A 13,757-nucleotide genomic window follows, 5' to 3' on the forward strand; every position below is an offset into this window, starting at 1 on the left:
GCTCACGTCACGACCGGCCAGCGGCCGCAAGCGGGGGCGCCGCACGTCGTGTGCAGCGCCGCGCGCGGCATGAGCGCCGCGCGCGCCACCGCGATCTGGGCCGCGCTGGCTGCGGCGGTCGCGTTGCTGTTCGTCGCGTCGCTGTCGATCGGCAGCGTGCCGATGTCGCCCTGGCAGGCGCTCGCGTCGCTCGTGCCGCATGGCGGCGACGCGCTGTTCGCCGATATCGTCCGCACGTTGCGCCTGCCGCGCGCGCTCGCCGGCTTCGCATGCGGCGCGCTGCTCGCGCTGGCCGGTGCACTGCTGCAGGTGCTGTTGCGCAATCCGCTCGCGGAACCGTACGTACTCGGCGTGTCGGGTGGCGCGGCCGGCTTCGCGCTCGTCGCGATGATCGCGGGCGGCGCGTGGTGGCTCGTCGATGCGTCGGCGTTCGCCGGCTCGCTCGTGTCGGTCGCGCTCGTGCTCGGTCTCGCACGCCGCGAGCTGTGGCGCGGCGAAGCGCGCGATGCGTCGCCGCGGCTGCTGCTCACGGGCGTCGTGATCGCGGCGGGGTGGGGCGCACTCGTCACGCTGCTGCTGTCGCTCGCGCCCGATGCACGGCTGCGCGGGATCATCTTCTGGCTGACCGGCGACCTGAACGGCGTGACCACGCCGTGGTTCGCGTGGGGGGCGCTGTTGCTGGCCGCATGCGTCGCGCTGCCGGCCGCGCCGCAACTGAACGTGCTGCTGCGCGGCGACGCGACCGCGCTCGCGCTCGGCGTGCCCGTTGCGCGCCTGCGCGTGCGGATCTATCTCGTCGCGTCGCTGGCCGCCGCGGCCGCGGTGACGACGGCCGGCACGATCGGTTTCGTCGGCCTCGTCGTGCCGCATGCGCTGCGGCTCGCCTTCGGCAATGACCAGCGCATGCTGCTGCCGGCCGCGATGCTCGCGGGCGGCGGCGGCGTGATGGCGGCCGACCTGCTCGCACGTACCGTGATCGCGCCCGCGCAACTGCCGGTCGGCGTGATGACCGCGCTGATCGGCGTGCCGGTGTTCCTGTGGATGTTGTTGAGGAGGCCGATGCGATGACGGGGGCCGCACTGCATGCCACTGCCGGCGACATGAACTACGCGGCCGTCGGCCTGACGCTGAAGGCCGGTGCGCGCACGCTGCTCGACGGCTTTACCCGGGCATTCCGTCCCGGCGAGATCTGGTGCGTCGCCGGACCCAACGGCGCGGGCAAGACGACGCTGCTCGCGACCCTCGCCGGGCTGCAGCCGCCGGCCGGCGGACACGTCGAGATCGGCGGCCGCCCGCTTGCCGCATGGCCACCCGGGCAACTCGCGCAGCGTCGCGCGCTGATGCCGCAGCAACTGCACGACGCCTTCAGCGCGACCGTCTTCGACACGGTGCTGCTCAACCGCTTTCCGTACCTCGGCGGCTGGGGATGGGAGCGCGACGGCGACCGCGCGGCCGCGCGCGACGCGCTGGCGACATTCGACCTGACCGCGCTCGCTTCTCGCGACGTGCTGTCGCTGTCGGGCGGCGAGCGGCAGCGCGTCGCGCTGGCCGCGACGCTGTGCCAGGACGCGCCGTTGATGCTGCTCGACGAGCCGCTCGCGCATCTCGACCTGCATCACCAGATCGATTGCCTGACCGCGCTGGCCGCATGGCTCGACGCAGGCCCGCGCACGGTGCTGTTCTCGTGCCATGATCTGAATCTCGCGCGGCGTTTCGCGACGCATGCGCTGTTGCTCGACGGCCGCGGCCATGCGTGGGCCGGCCCCGTGCACGACGTGCTGACGCCGGAGCGCGCGAGCGATGCGTTCGGTTATCCGCTCGTGCTGATCCGCGAGAACGGCCGCGATGCGCTGCTGCCCGCATGGCCCGAGCGACAATGACCTTTTCTTATCCGATGCGCGGCGCACACCGCGCCAACGACCCGGCACTTCGATGACGACCCCAACCCACTTCCCGCCCGCGATCGCACCGCTCGACGACGTGCTGCGCAAGCGCCTGCAGCACGTGATCGACCACAAGACCAAGCCGCCCGGCAGCCTCGGCCAGCTCGAGGCGATCGCGCTGCAGATCGGTCTGATCCAGCACACGGAACGGCCGGTCGTGCGGCGTCCCGTGATGATCGTGTTTGCCGGCGATCACGGGATTGCCGCCGAGGGCGTGAGTCCTTATCCGCAAGCGGTGACCGCGCAGATGGTCGCGAACTTCCTCGCCGGCGGGGCGGCGATCAACGCGTTCTCGGGCGTCGCGCAGAGCACGCTGGAGATCGTCGATGCGGGCGTCGCGTCGCCGCTGCCGCTGTCCGACCGGCTGGTGTCGCTGCCGGTCGCGCGCGGCACGCGCAACTTCGCGGCGGAGCCGGCGATGACGCGCGACGAGGCTATGACGGCGCTCGCGGCCGGCGCGGCGCGCGTGCGCCTGCATGCGTCGCTCGGCACGAACGTGATCGGCTTCGGCGAGATGGGAATCGCGAACACGTCGTCGGCCGCGTGCCTGATGAGCCGCCTGCTCAGCGTGCCGATCGACGCGTGCGTCGGGCGCGGCACGGGCCTCGACGACCAGGGCCTCGCGCACAAGCGTGCGGTGCTCGGACGCGCGCTCGTCAAGCACTCGCACGCGATTGCGCCGCTCGATGTGCTCGCGACGTTCGGCGGCTTCGAGATCGCGATGATGACGGGCGCCTATCTCGCGGCCGCGAGCGAGCGGATGACGATTCTCGTCGACGGCTTCATCGCGACGGCCGCGCTGCTCGTCGCCGAGCGCATCGTGCCGGGCGTGCGCGACTACTGCGTGTTCTCGCATACGTCGCACGAGGCCGGGCACCGGCGCATGCTCGAGCATTTCGGCGCGAAGCCGCTGCTCGCGCTCGACCTGCGGCTTGGCGAAGGCACGGGTGCGGCGCTCGCGCTGCCGCTCGTGCGTGCGGCTGCCGCATTCCTCACCGAGATGGCGAGCTTCGAATCCGCCGGCGTCGACAATCGTGGCGCCTGATCGCGCGCGCGGCGTGCGGGCTGAACTGCGTTACTTCTTTGTCGCGCTCGGCTATTTCACCCGCGTGCCCGTGCCGCGCACGATCGGCTACGCAGCCGGCGATCTCGACCAGGCCGCGCGTTATTTCCCGCTCGTCGGCGCAGCGGTCGGCGCATGGGGCGCGCTCGTCTATCTCGCTGCGTTGCGCGTGCTGCCGCCGTCGATCGCGGTCGGGTTGTCGATGGCCGCGACGCTGCTCGCAACGGGCGCCTTTCACGAGGACGGCCTGGCCGACAGCTGCGATGCATTCGGCGGCGGCTATACGCGCGACGACGTGCTGCGCATCATGCACGACTCGCGGATCGGTACGTTCGGCGCAGTCGCGCTCGTGATCTCGCTTGGCGTGAAATGGCAGGCGCTTGCGTCCCTGCTGCCGTTGCGTGCCGCGTGGACGATGATCGCCGCCCATGCGGCGAGCCGCGCGGCGGCGGTGAGCCTGCTGATGACGCTCGACTACGTGCGGCCCGAAGGCAAGGCGAAACCGGTTGCGCAACGGATGGGCACACGCGCGGCGTGCGTCGCGGCGCTATTCGGATTGCCCTGGCTGTTCTGGCCCGACTGGCGCATGGGCGTCGCCGCATGCGGTGCGCTCGTGCTGGTGCGCGCGTGGGCCGCCCGCTATTTCGTGAAGCGGATCGGCGGCTATACGGGCGACTGTCTCGGCTTCACACAGCAACTGTGCGAACTGGCGATCTACCTCGTGGTGCTCGGATGGACGTCGTCCTGATCCGTCATCCCGCCGTCGGCGTCGAGCCGGGCATCTGCTACGGACGCAGCGACGTGCCGCTCGCCGCACCGGCCGACGCCGGCACGCAGGCCGTGCGCGCGCATTTGTCGGCACTCCGCGTGCCGCTTCCCGAACAGGTCTGGACGAGCCCGCTGACGCGTTGCGCGTCGGTGGCCGAACGGCTCGCGCAGGCGTGCGGCGTGCCATTACGGTGCGACGCTGGCTGGCAGGAAATGGATTTCGGCGCGTGGGAAATGCGGCGCTGGGACGATATCGATCGCGCGGCGCTCGATGCGTGGGCGGCGGACCTGATGCATGCGCGTACGCATGGCGGCGAAAGCGTTGCACGATTTGCCGCGCGGGTCGCGGGGCGGGTCGACGCAGTGGTGCAGTTCGACCGGCCGCAATGGGTCGTCACGCATGCGGGCGTGATTCGTACCTTTGCATCGCATGTACTGCGCGTGCCGCTCGATACGTTGCTGTCGCGACCCGTACCGCCAGGTGGTGTCGTCTGGCTGCGCGCGGATGCCGCCACGCGAATGTGGGAAGCGGTGCACTGGGACGAATAGGCGCGCTGGCAACCGCGTGCGAGCGGCGCAGCGCGCGGTCAATTCGTCTCAGGCATCTGACGCGCGATACACGCGCAAGTCGCCGGCAATCAGTGCGGCCGCCGCGCACGCGCGGTATCGAGATCCTCGCACAGCGCAGCTGCGCCCAGCGCGATCCGCGGCGACGGCCGCGTCAGCAGATCGCCGTCGATCGCGAACAGGTTGTTGCGTGCCGCGGCCGTCAGTGCGGGCCACGTGCGCCAGCGCGCCAGGCTCGGCAGCGGTTCGTCCGTCCGCGACGCCCCCACGCCGGTCGTCACGATCGCCTCCGGATTCGCCGCGAGCACAGCCTCGTCGGTGACGGTCGGCACGAGCGGCTTGAGCGACGCGAATACGTTGCGGCCGCCGCACAGCTCGATCACGTCGTTGATAAGGTGCGCACCGTTGAGCGTCATCAGCGGCCGATCCCAGACCTGGAAGAACATCGTGACCGGCGTGCGCGCGGCATAACGCGCGCGCAGCGCCGCGATGTCGCGCGTATAGGCGGCCGCGGCCGCATCGGCAGCCGGTTGCGTGCCGAGCAGCGTGCCGAGCCGGCGCAGCGACGACGATACGTCGTCGAGACGCTTCGGTTCGCTGAAGAACAACGGGATGTGCAGCGCACGCAGCGCGTCGGTCTGCCGCTCGGCGTTGCCGTGCCGCCAGACGACGATCAGGTCGGGCTTCAGCGCGGCGATCCGCTCGAGGTCGAGCGCCTTGTTGTCGCCAACGCGCGGTATCGCTTGCGCGGCGGGCGGATAGTCGCTGTACGTGACGGTGCCGACGAGCTTCGCGCCGCCGCCGGCCGCGTAGACCAGCTCGGTCGCGTGCGGCGCAAGACTGATCACGCGCTGCGCGGGCGCGGGCAACGTGACCGTATTGCCGGCGTCGTCGCGTGCCGTGACATCGGCTTGGACGAGTGGCGCGTCAGCAAGCGCGGCCAGTAGCGCGACTCGCGCGAGCCGGCGAAACATGGACGGATTCATGCGGATTCCCGTTGCAGCGTCGGCACGCAGTGCGCGAGCGCGTCGCCGAGGCGCTGCCATTCCGCTTCGCTCCCCGGCAGACCGACGCGTACGCTCGACGGTGTCGGGAAGTGCCGCGTCCAGACCCCGCGTGCCGCGAGTGCCGCATGCAGCGCCGCGGCGCGCGGGTCGTCGGTCCAGCTGAAGAGCGGCGTCGCGCGAACCGCGAAGCCGTGCGCGCGCAGCAAGCCGGCCAGCCGCTCGCCGTCGGCCGCGAGCCGTTCGCGGGCGGCGGCCTGCCAGGCGCGATCGGCGAACGCCGCGGCGACCGCGTGGCGGGCGGGGCCGCCGACCGTCCAAGCGCCGAGCAGGTCGCGCAGCGCGACGATCCGGTCTGGGCACGCGAGCACGAAGCCGGCGCGGATGCCGGCGAGCCCGAAGAACTTGCCGACCGAGCGCAGCACGATGAGCCCAGGACGATCGACGTGCGGCGCGAGCGAGCGCGTCGCGCCCGTATCGGCGAATGCCTCGTCGACGATCAGCGTGCCGCCGCGTGACGCCAGTTGCGCGTGCCAATCGAGCAGGCGCCCGGCCGGCACGAATTCGGCAGTCGGGTTGTTCGGATTCCCGACGATGACGTGGCGCAGCGTCGCAGGCAGCGTATCTGCATCGATATCGAGCGCGACGACGCGATGGCCGTGGCGTGTGAAGGCAGGCGCGTATTCGCCGTACGCGAGCGGCGCGACGCCGGCGTCGCCGGTCGGCAGCAACGCGGGCAACGCGCGGATCGCGGCCTGGCTGCCGGCAACCGGCAGCACGTGTGCGGGATCGGGTGCGTGGTAGTACTGCGCGGCGCAGGCCGCGAGGCCGTCGCCGTCGTCGGGCAGCCGGCGCCATGCGTCGGCCGGGACGGGCGGGACCGGATAGCCGACCGGATTGATGCCGGTCGACAGGTCGAGCCACGTGTCGTACGGAATGCCGTGGCGGCGCGCGGCTTCGTGCAGGTTGCCGCCGTGCGCGATGCGGGTGTCAGACATGATGGGTGGCCATGGCGAGTGCGCCGCTCGCGACCAGCAGCGCGAGCCACAGGGCAAGTGTGCGCGTGACGAGCGACAGCGCGGCGACGATGTGAATGGCGGTCGCCGTTGCGCCGGTGCCGAGCGCGGGACGGTCCTCGATCTCACCGTGATAGACGGCGGGGCCGCCGAGCTGCACGTTCAGGCTGCCGGCGCCGGCAGCCATCACCGGGCCCGCGTTGGGGCTGTCCCAGTGGCGCGCCTGCGTGCGCCAGCAGCGCCATGCGGCGGCCGTGTCGCCGAGCAGCGCGTAGCTCGCGGCCGTGAGGCGCGCGGGAATCCAGTTCAGCGCATCGTCGAGGCGCGCGGCGGCCCAGCCGAAGGTCAGGAAGCGCGGCGTGCGGTAGCCCCACATCGCATCGAGCGTATTCGCGAGCCGGAACAGCAGCGCGCCGGGGCCGCCTGCGACGACGAACCAGAACAGCGCGCCGAAGATCGCGTCGTTGCCGTTCTCGAGCGCCGATTCGACGGCCGCGCGCGACAGCGCGCCTTCGTCGGCATCGCTCGTGTCGCGCGACACGATGCGCGCGGTCAGCGCGCGGGCGGCGCCGAGGTCATGCCGCAGCAAGGCAGCCGCGATCGGCGCGACGTGGTCCGTGAGGCTTTTCGCGCCGAGGGCGAACCACAGCAGCGCGATGTGCAGCGCGGCCGCAAGCGGCCACGGCAGCACGGCCGTGAACCATGCCGCGATGGCGACCGGCGGCACGACCGCCGCGATCCACGCGACGACGCCGACCATGCGGCCGCGCCGGCCCGTGTTCAGCGCGCCTTCGATGCGCGCGGCGAGGCGGCCGAACGCGACGAGCGGATGCCAGCCGGCCGGTTCGCCGATCGCCCGGTCGATGATCGCGGCCGCGACCGCGAACATCGCGACGACGGGCAGCGACAGCATCAGCATGACGGCGCTCCCGTCTTGAGGTCGAGCGGCAGCCCGGCGACGAGCAGCGTCGCGCGCGTCGCGAGCGCGGCGACGCGCTGGTTCAGGCGGCCGAGTTCATCGACGTAGCGGCGCGTGACCGACCCGAGCGGCACGACGCCGAGCCCGATCTCGTTGCTGACGACGATCACCTTGGCGTGCGCGCTGCGCAACGCGTGCTCGAGCCGGTCGACCTGCGCCGCGTACTGCGCATCGTCGAGCGGTTCGCCGTCGGCCGGGCACAGCAGGTTCGTGAGCCACAGCGTCAGGCAGTCGACGAGCAGGCACGCGTGCGGATCGTCGAGCCGCGCGAGCGTGCCGGCGAGATCGACGGGCGCGTCCGCGAAACCCCAGTCGGCCGGCCGGCGCGCGCGATGGTGCGCGATGCGCTGCGCGAATTCGGCATCGGCGGCGGTTGCGGTCGCGATGTAGGTGACGGGGCGGCCGCTGTCGGCGGCGAGCCGCTCGGCATACGCGCTCTTGCCCGAGCGCGCGCCGCCGAGGACGAAGGTGAGGTCGTGCGGAATCATCGCGTGATTGTAACGGCGCGGGCATAGCGGCGCAGGGGATAATGCGGCCTTTGCCTCGCGATGACCTTTACACGATGAATGCACCCGAGCCGCGGCCGCGCGGCACGCTGATGATCCAGGGCACGACGTCCGACGCGGGCAAGAGCACGCTGGTTGCCGGCCTGTGCCGGCTGGCACGCCGCGCCGGCGCGCGCGTCGCGCCGTTCAAGCCGCAGAACATGGCGCTCAACAGCGCGGTGACGGCCGACGGCGGCGAGATCGGCCGCGCGCAGGCGCTGCAGGCACTGGCCGCGGGCGTCGCGCCGCATACGGATTTCAACCCCGTGCTGCTGAAGCCGACGAGCGACCGCGGCGCGCAGGTGATCATTCACGGCAAGGCGCGCATGAATCTCGACGCACGCGCTTATCACGACTACAAGCCGGTCGCGTTCGACGCGGTGCTCGAGTCGTACGCGCGTCTGCGTGCCGGCTACGACACGGTGATCGTCGAGGGCGCGGGCAGCCCGGCGGAGGTCAACCTGCGCGATGGCGACATCGCGAACATGGGTTTTGCCGAACGTGTCGACTGCCCGGTCGTGCTCGTCGCCGATATCGACCGCGGCGGCGTGTTCGCGCACCTGGTCGGCACGCTCGCGTGCCTGTCGGACAGCGAACGTGCGCGCGTACGCGGCTTCGTGATCAACCGCTTCCGCGGCGATATCAAGCTGCTCGAACCGGGGCTCGACTGGCTGCGCGCGCAAACGGGCAAGCCCGTGTTCGGCGTGCTGCCGTACCTGCACGGGCTGCTGCTCGACGCCGAGGACATGCTGCCCGCACAGGCGCGCAGCGCAGCCGCACGGGGCGACGCCGGCGTGCTGCGGGTTGTCGTGCCGGCGCTGCCGCGCATCAGCAACCACACCGATTTCGATCCGCTGCGTGCGCATCCGCAGGTCGAATTCACGTACTGGAAGAGCGGCCCCGTGCCGGACGCCGACCTCCTGATCCTGCCCGGTTCGAAGAGCGTGCAGCGCGATCTCGCATGGCTGCGCGACGCGGGCTGGGACACGCTGATCCGTCGCCACCTGCGCTACGGCGGGAAGGTGATCGGCATATGCGGCGGGATGCAGATGCTCGGCCGCTCGCTCGACGATCCGCTCGGCCTCGAAGGCGCGCCCGGTAGCGTGCCGGGGCTCGGCTTGCTCGATTTCGACACGACGCTGCAGCCCGACAAGACGCTGAAGAACGTGACGGGGCGCCTCGCGCTGCCGGGCGGGGCTGCCGTGCGTGGATACGAGATCCACATGGGCGATACGCAAGGGCCTGCGCTCGAATCGCCCGCACTGGCGCTGGCAGCCGACGCCGCGCAGGACGGCACACGCCCCGACGGCGCGGTTTCCGGCGATGGCCAGATCCTCGCGACCTACGTGCACGGGCTGTTCGACTCGCCGGACGCCTGCACGGCGCTGCTCGCGTGGGCCGGGCTCGACGGCGCCGAGCGCATCGACTATCCGGCGCTGCGCGAGGCATCGCTCGAGCGGCTGGCCGACACGTTCGCCGACCATCTCGACCTCGACGCGCTGTACGCCGAGTTTCGCTGACGCGGAGCGGGCCGTGCTCGCTTTTTCCGCTGGATCGCGTACAACACAGGAGGGCGGATGTCCGCCTGGAGGAGTGCGGCGATGAAGGCTCGATGGTGGTGGAGCGTGCTGCTCGCGGCGCTGCTGGGCGCGTCGGCGGTTGCGCACGCGTGCGATTCGTACGCGCCGGGCGGCAGCCAGTCCGGTTCCGGCGACGCCACGCAAGGCAAGAGCGGTTACTGAAGCTGGTCACGGGGCATGATCGGTCATGCCCCTTTTTTACGCCCCAATTAACTCTTCAAAGGAATCAGTTAAAGCGAATTGGCGCGTTTATCGGTCGAATCGATTCGAATAGAGTGCGATCCATTCACACCACTCACGAAGGAATTCGCCATGAACCCCAATCGCCTCAACGAATGTGCCGCGACCCTGCTGCGCGTCACGCTCGGCGTGCTGTACCTCGCGCACGTCGCGCAGAAGGTGTTCGTCTTCACGCTGCCCGGCACCGCTCAGTTCTTTGCGTCGATCGGCTTGCCGGGCTGGCTCGCTTACCTGACGACGTTCGTCGAACTGGCTGGCGGCGTTGCGCTGCTCGCGGGCTTGCGCGTGCGCGTCGCCGCGCTCGTGCTGCTGCCGTTCATGCTCGGCGCGACCGCCGCGCATCTGCCGAACGGCTGGAGCTTCGCATCACCGAACGGCGGCTGGGAATATCCGGCGTTCTGGGCCGTCACGCTTGCCGTGCAAGCGCTGCTGGGCGGCGGCGCGTTCGCGCTCGGCGCACGGGAGGCCGCGGTTCGGCGTGTGTAAGGAGAAAGTAAGCAGACGCGGCGCGGTGCAACCCGTTCCGGTGACCCCCCGTTTGCCGATATCATCGCTCCCTGTATCCGCAATCGAGCGGCGCCTGCCATGCGGCCGGCGCCGCGCGGTTCTTTCGGGGGAATTCATGACGGTGATCGTGGTGGCGAATCCGAAGGGCGGCGTGGGAAAGAGCACGCTGTCCACCAATCTTGCCGGCTTTTTCGCGGCGCAGGGCGCGTGGGTCGCGCTCGCCGACCTGGACCGGCAGCAGTCCGCGCATGCGTGGCTCGACCTGCGGCCGGCCGGATTGCCGGCGATCGAGGCATGGGAGCTTGATCCGGATGCGCCGACGAAGCCGCCGCGCGGCCTCGAATATGCCGTGATCGACACGCCGGCCGGCCTGCACGGCAACCGGCTCAACGTCGCGCTGCAACTGGCGGACAAGGTGATCGTGCCGCTGCAGCCGTCGATGTTCGATATTCTGGCCACGCAGCAGTTTCTGGAGCGCCTCGCCGGCGAGAAGGCCGTGCGCAAGGGCAGCGTCGAGGTCGGGATCGTCGGGATGCGGGTCGATGCACGCACGCGCTCGTCGGACCAGCTTCACCGGTTCGTCGAGGGGCTCGGCCTGCCGGTGCTCGGCTTCGTGCGCGACACGCAGAACTACGTGCAGATCGCCGCGCACGGCCTCACGCTGTGGGACGTCGCGAAGAGCCGGGTCGAGAAGGATCTCGAACAGTGGCGGCCGATCGTCGAATGGGCCGAACGCCGGGCGCCCAAGGCAGAGAAGGCGGAGAAGGCCGCCAAGGCGTCCTGATCGCGCGGCCGCCGGACCGGCGCACGATGCAATAAGAAAGGGCCGGGTTCCGTGGCGTACGGAATCCGGCCCTTCGACCACGAGCGGCGCGGCTGCTCCCGCGCACCAGGCTGCGCGGATGGCCGTTCAGGTCAGGTCCAGTTCTGCGTCGGCACGTGATCGCGGTGGCCCTTGATCTTGTTGCCGTCGTCGATGAACACGAGCTTCGGCTTCCAGCCGGCCTGCAGCTCGGCATCGTCGACCATCGCGAATGCCGCGATGATCACGAGGTCGCCGAGTTGCGCGCGACGCGCGGCCGAGCCGTTCAGCGAGATCATCCCGCTGCCGCGCTCACCCTTGATCGCGTACGTCGAGAAGCGCTCGCCGTTGTTGATGTTCCAGATGTCGATCCGTTCGTTTTCGATGATGCCCGATGCTTCGAGCAGGTCTTCGTCGATCGCGCACGAGCCTTCGTAGTGCAGCTCGCAGTGCGTGACGGCCGCGCGATGGATCTTCGATTTGAGCATGTGGCGCTGCATGGTGTCTCCGTGATGCGTCGTGAGAGGCGCGGGCGGGGCGGCCCGTCAGATTTCCAGGTTGTCGATGAGGCGCGTCGCGCCGAGCTTCGCGGCGGCTACGACGACGAGCGGTTCGCCGGCTTCGAGCTCGGCCGCGCTCGGCGCGATCAGGTTCGCGCGGCGGCGGATCGAGATGTAGTCGGGCGCCCAGCCGCGGCCGGCCAGATGCGTGCGGGCCATTTCCTCGAGCTTGCCGAGGTCGCGTTCGCCGCCGAGCACGTTCTCGCGGATGCGCTGCAGCGTCTTCGCGAGTTCGGGCGCTTCGTTGCGCTCGTCGGCCGACAGGTAGCGATTGCGCGACGACAGCGCGAGGCCGTCCTCGTCGCGCACGGTTTCGGCGGCGATGACGTCGACCGGCAGCGCGAGCTGCTGGCACATGCGGCGCACGATCATCAGCTGCTGGTAGTCCTTCTTGCCGAACACGGCGACGCGCGGCTGCACGCAGGCCATCAGCTTCGTCACGACCGTGCACACGCCGGTGAAGAAGCCGGGCCGGAATTCCCCTTCGAGGATCCCGCCGAGATCGTCTGGCGGCAGCACGCGGTATTCCTGCGGTTCCGGGTACATGTCGCGCTCGGTCGGCGCGAACAGCACGTAGACGTTTTCCTTCTGCAGCTTCTCGATATCGTCCTGGAGCGTGCGCGGATACTTGTCGAAATCCTCGTTCGGGCCGAATTGCAGCCGGTTGACGAAGATGCTCGCCACGACCGGGTCGCCGTGCTGGCGCGCGAGGCGCATCAGCGATAGGTGCCCTTCGTGCAGGTTGCCCATCGTCGGCACGAACGCCGTGCGGTTCTGTCCGCGCAGCTGGTCGCGCAGTTCATGGATCGAGCTGATGACTTTCATGATCGGGTAGCGGGTTCCTCGCGCTGTGGCGCGCGTTGGCGCCGCAGCAGCGGCGTCGGGGTCGAAGCGGAGAACGCCGGCGCGCGGGCGGCGCATCGGGCGTCGGCGGATTGTAGAGGATTTGGCCGCCAAACGCATCGGAAAAAGAACGATCGTTCACTTTTTAATCGGGCGTGCCGGTAACGGCTCGCGCGGCCGCGCCGGGCTGCGCTGAGGCGGCGCGTGTGCCGGGATGACTCGGGAGAACGGAAAGGCCGGGCGCGGGGGTTACGCGGGCAGGTACGCGAGACGCACGTAGATCGGCGCGAACGGCTCGGCCTGCGTGATCTCGAGGAGCGACTCGCGCGCGAGCTCGAGCATCGCGATGAAATTCACGACGACGACCGGCACGCCGCGCGACGTGTCGAACAGCTCGGCGAACTCCATGAAGCGCGCGTTCTGCAGCCGGCGCAGGATCAGGCTCATGTGTTCGCGCACCGACAGCTCCTCGCGGGAGATCTTGTGGTGCTGGACGAGCTTCGCGCGCTTGAGCACGTCGGCCCATGCGGCGCGCAGGTCGTCCGAATTCACGTCGGGGAAGCGCGGCGTGACGCTCTGCTCGATGTAGACCTCGGCGCGCAGGAAGTCGCGGCCGAGCTGCGGCAACTGGTCGAGCCGCTGCGCGGCGAGCTTCATCTGCTCGTATTCGAGCAGGCGGCGCACGAGTTCGGCGCGCGGATCCTCGGCTTCCTCGCCGGTGTCGGCCTTCTTGACCGGCAGCAGCATCCGCGACTTGATCTCGATCAGCATCGCGGCCATCAGCAGGTACTCGGCCGCGAGTTCGAGGTTCGACGTGCGGATCTGGTCGACGTAACCCAGATATTGCGCGGTGACCTGCGCCATCGGGATGTCGAGCACGTTGAAGTTCTGCTTGCGGATCAGGTAGAGCAGCAGGTCGAGCGGGCCTTCGAAGGTCTCGAGGAAGATCTCGAGCGCATCGGGCGGGATGTAGAGATCCTGCGGCAGCTTGAAGAGCGGCTCGCCGTACAGGCGAGCGAACGCCGCGACACCGTCGACCGTGTCGGGCGTCGAATCGGCGCCCGCGGGCGCGGCGATCGCGTCGTCCTGCCGGGCGGCGCTGGCCTCGTCTGCGGCGCTCACGTCGTCAGAAGTTCTGGTAGTAGACGTACGACGTCTGCTTCACGCGCGATTCCTGCTGCTCGGCGCGCTCTTCGAGATCGATCGGCTGCTTGTCCCACAGCAGGGAACGGCCCTTGCGCTGCTCTTCCTCGAGCGTCGGCTTCTGCTGCTTGAGCTGGTTCAGGAACTGCGTGACATCGGACTGGTACGGCATGGCTGGGTTTTCCGTTTCGGGCGGC

The 13,757-nt window shown here is 70.1% G+C and carries 17 protein-coding genes; 9 read left to right on the forward strand and 8 right to left on the reverse strand.

The window, feature by feature from the left end; genetic code table 11:
• The first annotated feature begins 69 nt into the window (after nucleotides 1–69).
• The 5 genes from HWX39_RS29660 to cobC are packed head-to-tail and all read left to right on the forward strand — an operon-like array spanning nucleotide 70 to nucleotide 4,323.
• A complete protein-coding gene (locus tag HWX39_RS29660; RefSeq protein WP_175971253.1) occupies nucleotides 70–1,068 on the forward strand; it encodes an iron ABC transporter permease in 999 nt (332 codons plus the stop codon).
• Nucleotides 1,065–1,880 carry an ABC transporter ATP-binding protein gene (locus tag HWX39_RS29665; RefSeq protein WP_175971254.1) on the forward strand — a complete coding sequence of 272 codons (816 nt, stop codon included), beginning with the start codon at nucleotides 1,065–1,067 and terminating at the stop codon, nucleotides 1,878–1,880. The genes HWX39_RS29660 and HWX39_RS29665 overlap by 4 nt, the downstream gene beginning before the upstream one ends.
• Nucleotides 1,881–1,932: 52 nt before the next feature.
• The gene (gene cobT, locus HWX39_RS29670; RefSeq protein WP_175971255.1) at nucleotides 1,933–2,988 is read left to right on the forward strand and encodes a nicotinate-nucleotide--dimethylbenzimidazole phosphoribosyltransferase; all 1,056 of its coding nucleotides are present in this window, start codon (nucleotides 1,933–1,935) and stop codon (nucleotides 2,986–2,988) included.
• On the forward strand, nucleotides 2,978–3,754 hold the full coding sequence (locus HWX39_RS29675) for an adenosylcobinamide-GDP ribazoletransferase (RefSeq protein ID WP_175971256.1): 777 nt from the start codon (nucleotides 2,978–2,980) through the stop codon (nucleotides 3,752–3,754). Before cobT ends, HWX39_RS29675 begins: the two co-directional genes overlap by 11 nt.
• Nucleotides 3,739–4,323 (forward strand): alpha-ribazole phosphatase, encoded by a 585-nt coding sequence (cobC, locus tag HWX39_RS29680; protein ID WP_175971257.1) that lies wholly within the window; start codon nucleotides 3,739–3,741, stop codon nucleotides 4,321–4,323. The genes HWX39_RS29675 and cobC overlap by 16 nt, the downstream gene beginning before the upstream one ends.
• 89 nt (nucleotides 4,324–4,412) lie before the next feature.
• Here the strand turns inward: cobC and HWX39_RS29685 are convergent, their stop codons facing one another.
• From HWX39_RS29685 to cobU, 4 genes are read right to left on the reverse strand one after another with little or no spacing between them, the layout of a single operon-like run.
• Nucleotides 4,413–5,327 carry a cobalamin-binding protein gene (locus tag HWX39_RS29685; RefSeq protein ID WP_175971258.1) on the reverse strand — a complete coding sequence of 305 codons (915 nt, stop codon included), beginning with the start codon at nucleotides 5,325–5,327 and terminating at the stop codon, nucleotides 4,413–4,415.
• Nucleotides 5,324–6,343, reverse strand: a complete 1,020-nt coding sequence (gene cobD, locus HWX39_RS29690; RefSeq protein WP_175971259.1) for a threonine-phosphate decarboxylase CobD — start codon at nucleotides 6,341–6,343, stop codon at nucleotides 5,324–5,326. Before cobD ends, HWX39_RS29685 begins: the two co-directional genes overlap by 4 nt.
• Nucleotides 6,336–7,280: an adenosylcobinamide-phosphate synthase CbiB gene (cbiB, locus tag HWX39_RS29695; protein WP_175971260.1), complete on the reverse strand. Its 945-nt coding sequence runs from the start codon at nucleotides 7,278–7,280 to the stop codon at nucleotides 6,336–6,338. Before cbiB ends, cobD begins: the two co-directional genes overlap by 8 nt.
• Nucleotides 7,274–7,828, reverse strand: coding sequence for a bifunctional adenosylcobinamide kinase/adenosylcobinamide-phosphate guanylyltransferase (gene cobU, locus HWX39_RS29700; RefSeq protein ID WP_175971261.1), 555 nt, complete (start codon nucleotides 7,826–7,828; stop codon nucleotides 7,274–7,276). The genes cbiB and cobU overlap by 7 nt, the downstream gene beginning before the upstream one ends.
• Nucleotides 7,829–7,902: 74 nt before the next feature.
• On the opposite strand from cobU, the gene HWX39_RS29705 reads away from it, so the two are divergent.
• The 4 genes from HWX39_RS29705 to HWX39_RS29720 all read left to right on the forward strand — a co-directional run bounded on the left by HWX39_RS29705 (nucleotide 7,903) and on the right by HWX39_RS29720 (nucleotide 10,996).
• Complete coding sequence (locus tag HWX39_RS29705; RefSeq protein WP_175971262.1) at nucleotides 7,903–9,405, forward strand: cobyric acid synthase; 1,503 nt, start codon at nucleotides 7,903–7,905, stop codon at nucleotides 9,403–9,405.
• Nucleotides 9,406–9,486: 81 nt separating this feature from the next.
• The gene (locus HWX39_RS29710) at nucleotides 9,487–9,627 is read left to right on the forward strand and encodes a hypothetical protein (protein ID WP_167316019.1); all 141 of its coding nucleotides are present in this window, start codon (nucleotides 9,487–9,489) and stop codon (nucleotides 9,625–9,627) included.
• 150 nt (nucleotides 9,628–9,777) lie between these two features.
• The gene (locus HWX39_RS29715; RefSeq protein WP_175971263.1) at nucleotides 9,778–10,191 is read left to right on the forward strand and encodes a DoxX family protein; all 414 of its coding nucleotides are present in this window, start codon (nucleotides 9,778–9,780) and stop codon (nucleotides 10,189–10,191) included.
• Nucleotides 10,192–10,327: 136 nt separating this feature from the next.
• A complete protein-coding gene (locus HWX39_RS29720) occupies nucleotides 10,328–10,996 on the forward strand; it encodes a ParA family protein (RefSeq protein WP_175971264.1) in 669 nt (222 codons plus the stop codon).
• A gap of 131 nt (nucleotides 10,997–11,127) precedes the next feature.
• Here HWX39_RS29720 and panD read toward each other — a convergent pair whose 3' ends face one another.
• From panD to HWX39_RS29740, 4 genes are all read right to left on the reverse strand, one after another.
• Nucleotides 11,128–11,514: an aspartate 1-decarboxylase gene (gene panD / locus HWX39_RS29725; RefSeq protein ID WP_174941621.1), complete on the reverse strand. Its 387-nt coding sequence runs from the start codon at nucleotides 11,512–11,514 to the stop codon at nucleotides 11,128–11,130.
• Between the two features lie 45 nt (nucleotides 11,515–11,559).
• Nucleotides 11,560–12,399: a pantoate--beta-alanine ligase gene (gene panC, locus HWX39_RS29730; RefSeq protein ID WP_175971265.1), complete on the reverse strand. Its 840-nt coding sequence runs from the start codon at nucleotides 12,397–12,399 to the stop codon at nucleotides 11,560–11,562.
• A gap of 267 nt (nucleotides 12,400–12,666) precedes the next feature.
• Complete coding sequence (locus tag HWX39_RS29735; RefSeq protein ID WP_011352890.1) at nucleotides 12,667–13,539, reverse strand: ScpA family protein; 873 nt, start codon at nucleotides 13,537–13,539, stop codon at nucleotides 12,667–12,669.
• A gap of 4 nt (nucleotides 13,540–13,543) precedes the next feature.
• Nucleotides 13,544–13,732, reverse strand: coding sequence for a DUF3460 family protein (locus HWX39_RS29740; protein WP_006478107.1), 189 nt, complete (start codon nucleotides 13,730–13,732; stop codon nucleotides 13,544–13,546).
• Between the last annotated feature and the right edge of the window lie 25 nt (nucleotides 13,733–13,757).

The sequence above is a fragment of the Burkholderia sp. BCC0322 genome, assembly GCF_902833045.1.
Lineage (GTDB): Bacteria > Pseudomonadota > Gammaproteobacteria > Burkholderiales > Burkholderiaceae > Burkholderia.

Excerpts from the sequence above, each read along its gene's own strand:
- HWX39_RS29660 (WP_175971253.1), top strand. The coding sequence starts at position 70 with ATGAGCGCCGCGCGCGCCACCGCGATCTGGGCCGCGCTGGCTGCGGCG.
- HWX39_RS29665 (WP_175971254.1), top strand. The coding sequence starts at position 1,065 with ATGACGGGGGCCGCACTGCATGCCACTGCCGGCGACATGAACTACGCG.
- cobT (WP_175971255.1), top strand. The coding sequence starts at position 1,933 with ATGACGACCCCAACCCACTTCCCGCCCGCGATCGCACCGCTCGACGAC.
- cobC (WP_175971257.1), top strand. The coding sequence starts at position 3,739 with ATGGACGTCGTCCTGATCCGTCATCCCGCCGTCGGCGTCGAGCCGGGC.
- HWX39_RS29685 (WP_175971258.1), bottom strand. The coding sequence starts at position 5,327 with ATGAATCCGTCCATGTTTCGCCGGCTCGCGCGAGTCGCGCTACTGGCC.
- cobD (WP_175971259.1), bottom strand. The coding sequence starts at position 6,343 with ATGTCTGACACCCGCATCGCGCACGGCGGCAACCTGCACGAAGCCGCG.
- cbiB (WP_175971260.1), bottom strand. The coding sequence starts at position 7,280 with ATGCTGATGCTGTCGCTGCCCGTCGTCGCGATGTTCGCGGTCGCGGCC.
- cobU (WP_175971261.1), bottom strand. The coding sequence starts at position 7,828 with ATGATTCCGCACGACCTCACCTTCGTCCTCGGCGGCGCGCGCTCGGGC.
- HWX39_RS29705 (WP_175971262.1), top strand. The coding sequence starts at position 7,903 with ATGAATGCACCCGAGCCGCGGCCGCGCGGCACGCTGATGATCCAGGGC.
- HWX39_RS29710 (WP_167316019.1), top strand. The coding sequence starts at position 9,487 with ATGAAGGCTCGATGGTGGTGGAGCGTGCTGCTCGCGGCGCTGCTGGGC.
- HWX39_RS29715 (WP_175971263.1), top strand. The coding sequence starts at position 9,778 with ATGAACCCCAATCGCCTCAACGAATGTGCCGCGACCCTGCTGCGCGTC.
- HWX39_RS29720 (WP_175971264.1), top strand. The coding sequence starts at position 10,328 with ATGACGGTGATCGTGGTGGCGAATCCGAAGGGCGGCGTGGGAAAGAGC.
- panD (WP_174941621.1), bottom strand. The coding sequence starts at position 11,514 with ATGCAGCGCCACATGCTCAAATCGAAGATCCATCGCGCGGCCGTCACG.
- panC (WP_175971265.1), bottom strand. The coding sequence starts at position 12,399 with ATGAAAGTCATCAGCTCGATCCATGAACTGCGCGACCAGCTGCGCGGA.
- HWX39_RS29740 (WP_006478107.1), bottom strand. The coding sequence starts at position 13,732 with ATGCCGTACCAGTCCGATGTCACGCAGTTCCTGAACCAGCTCAAGCAG.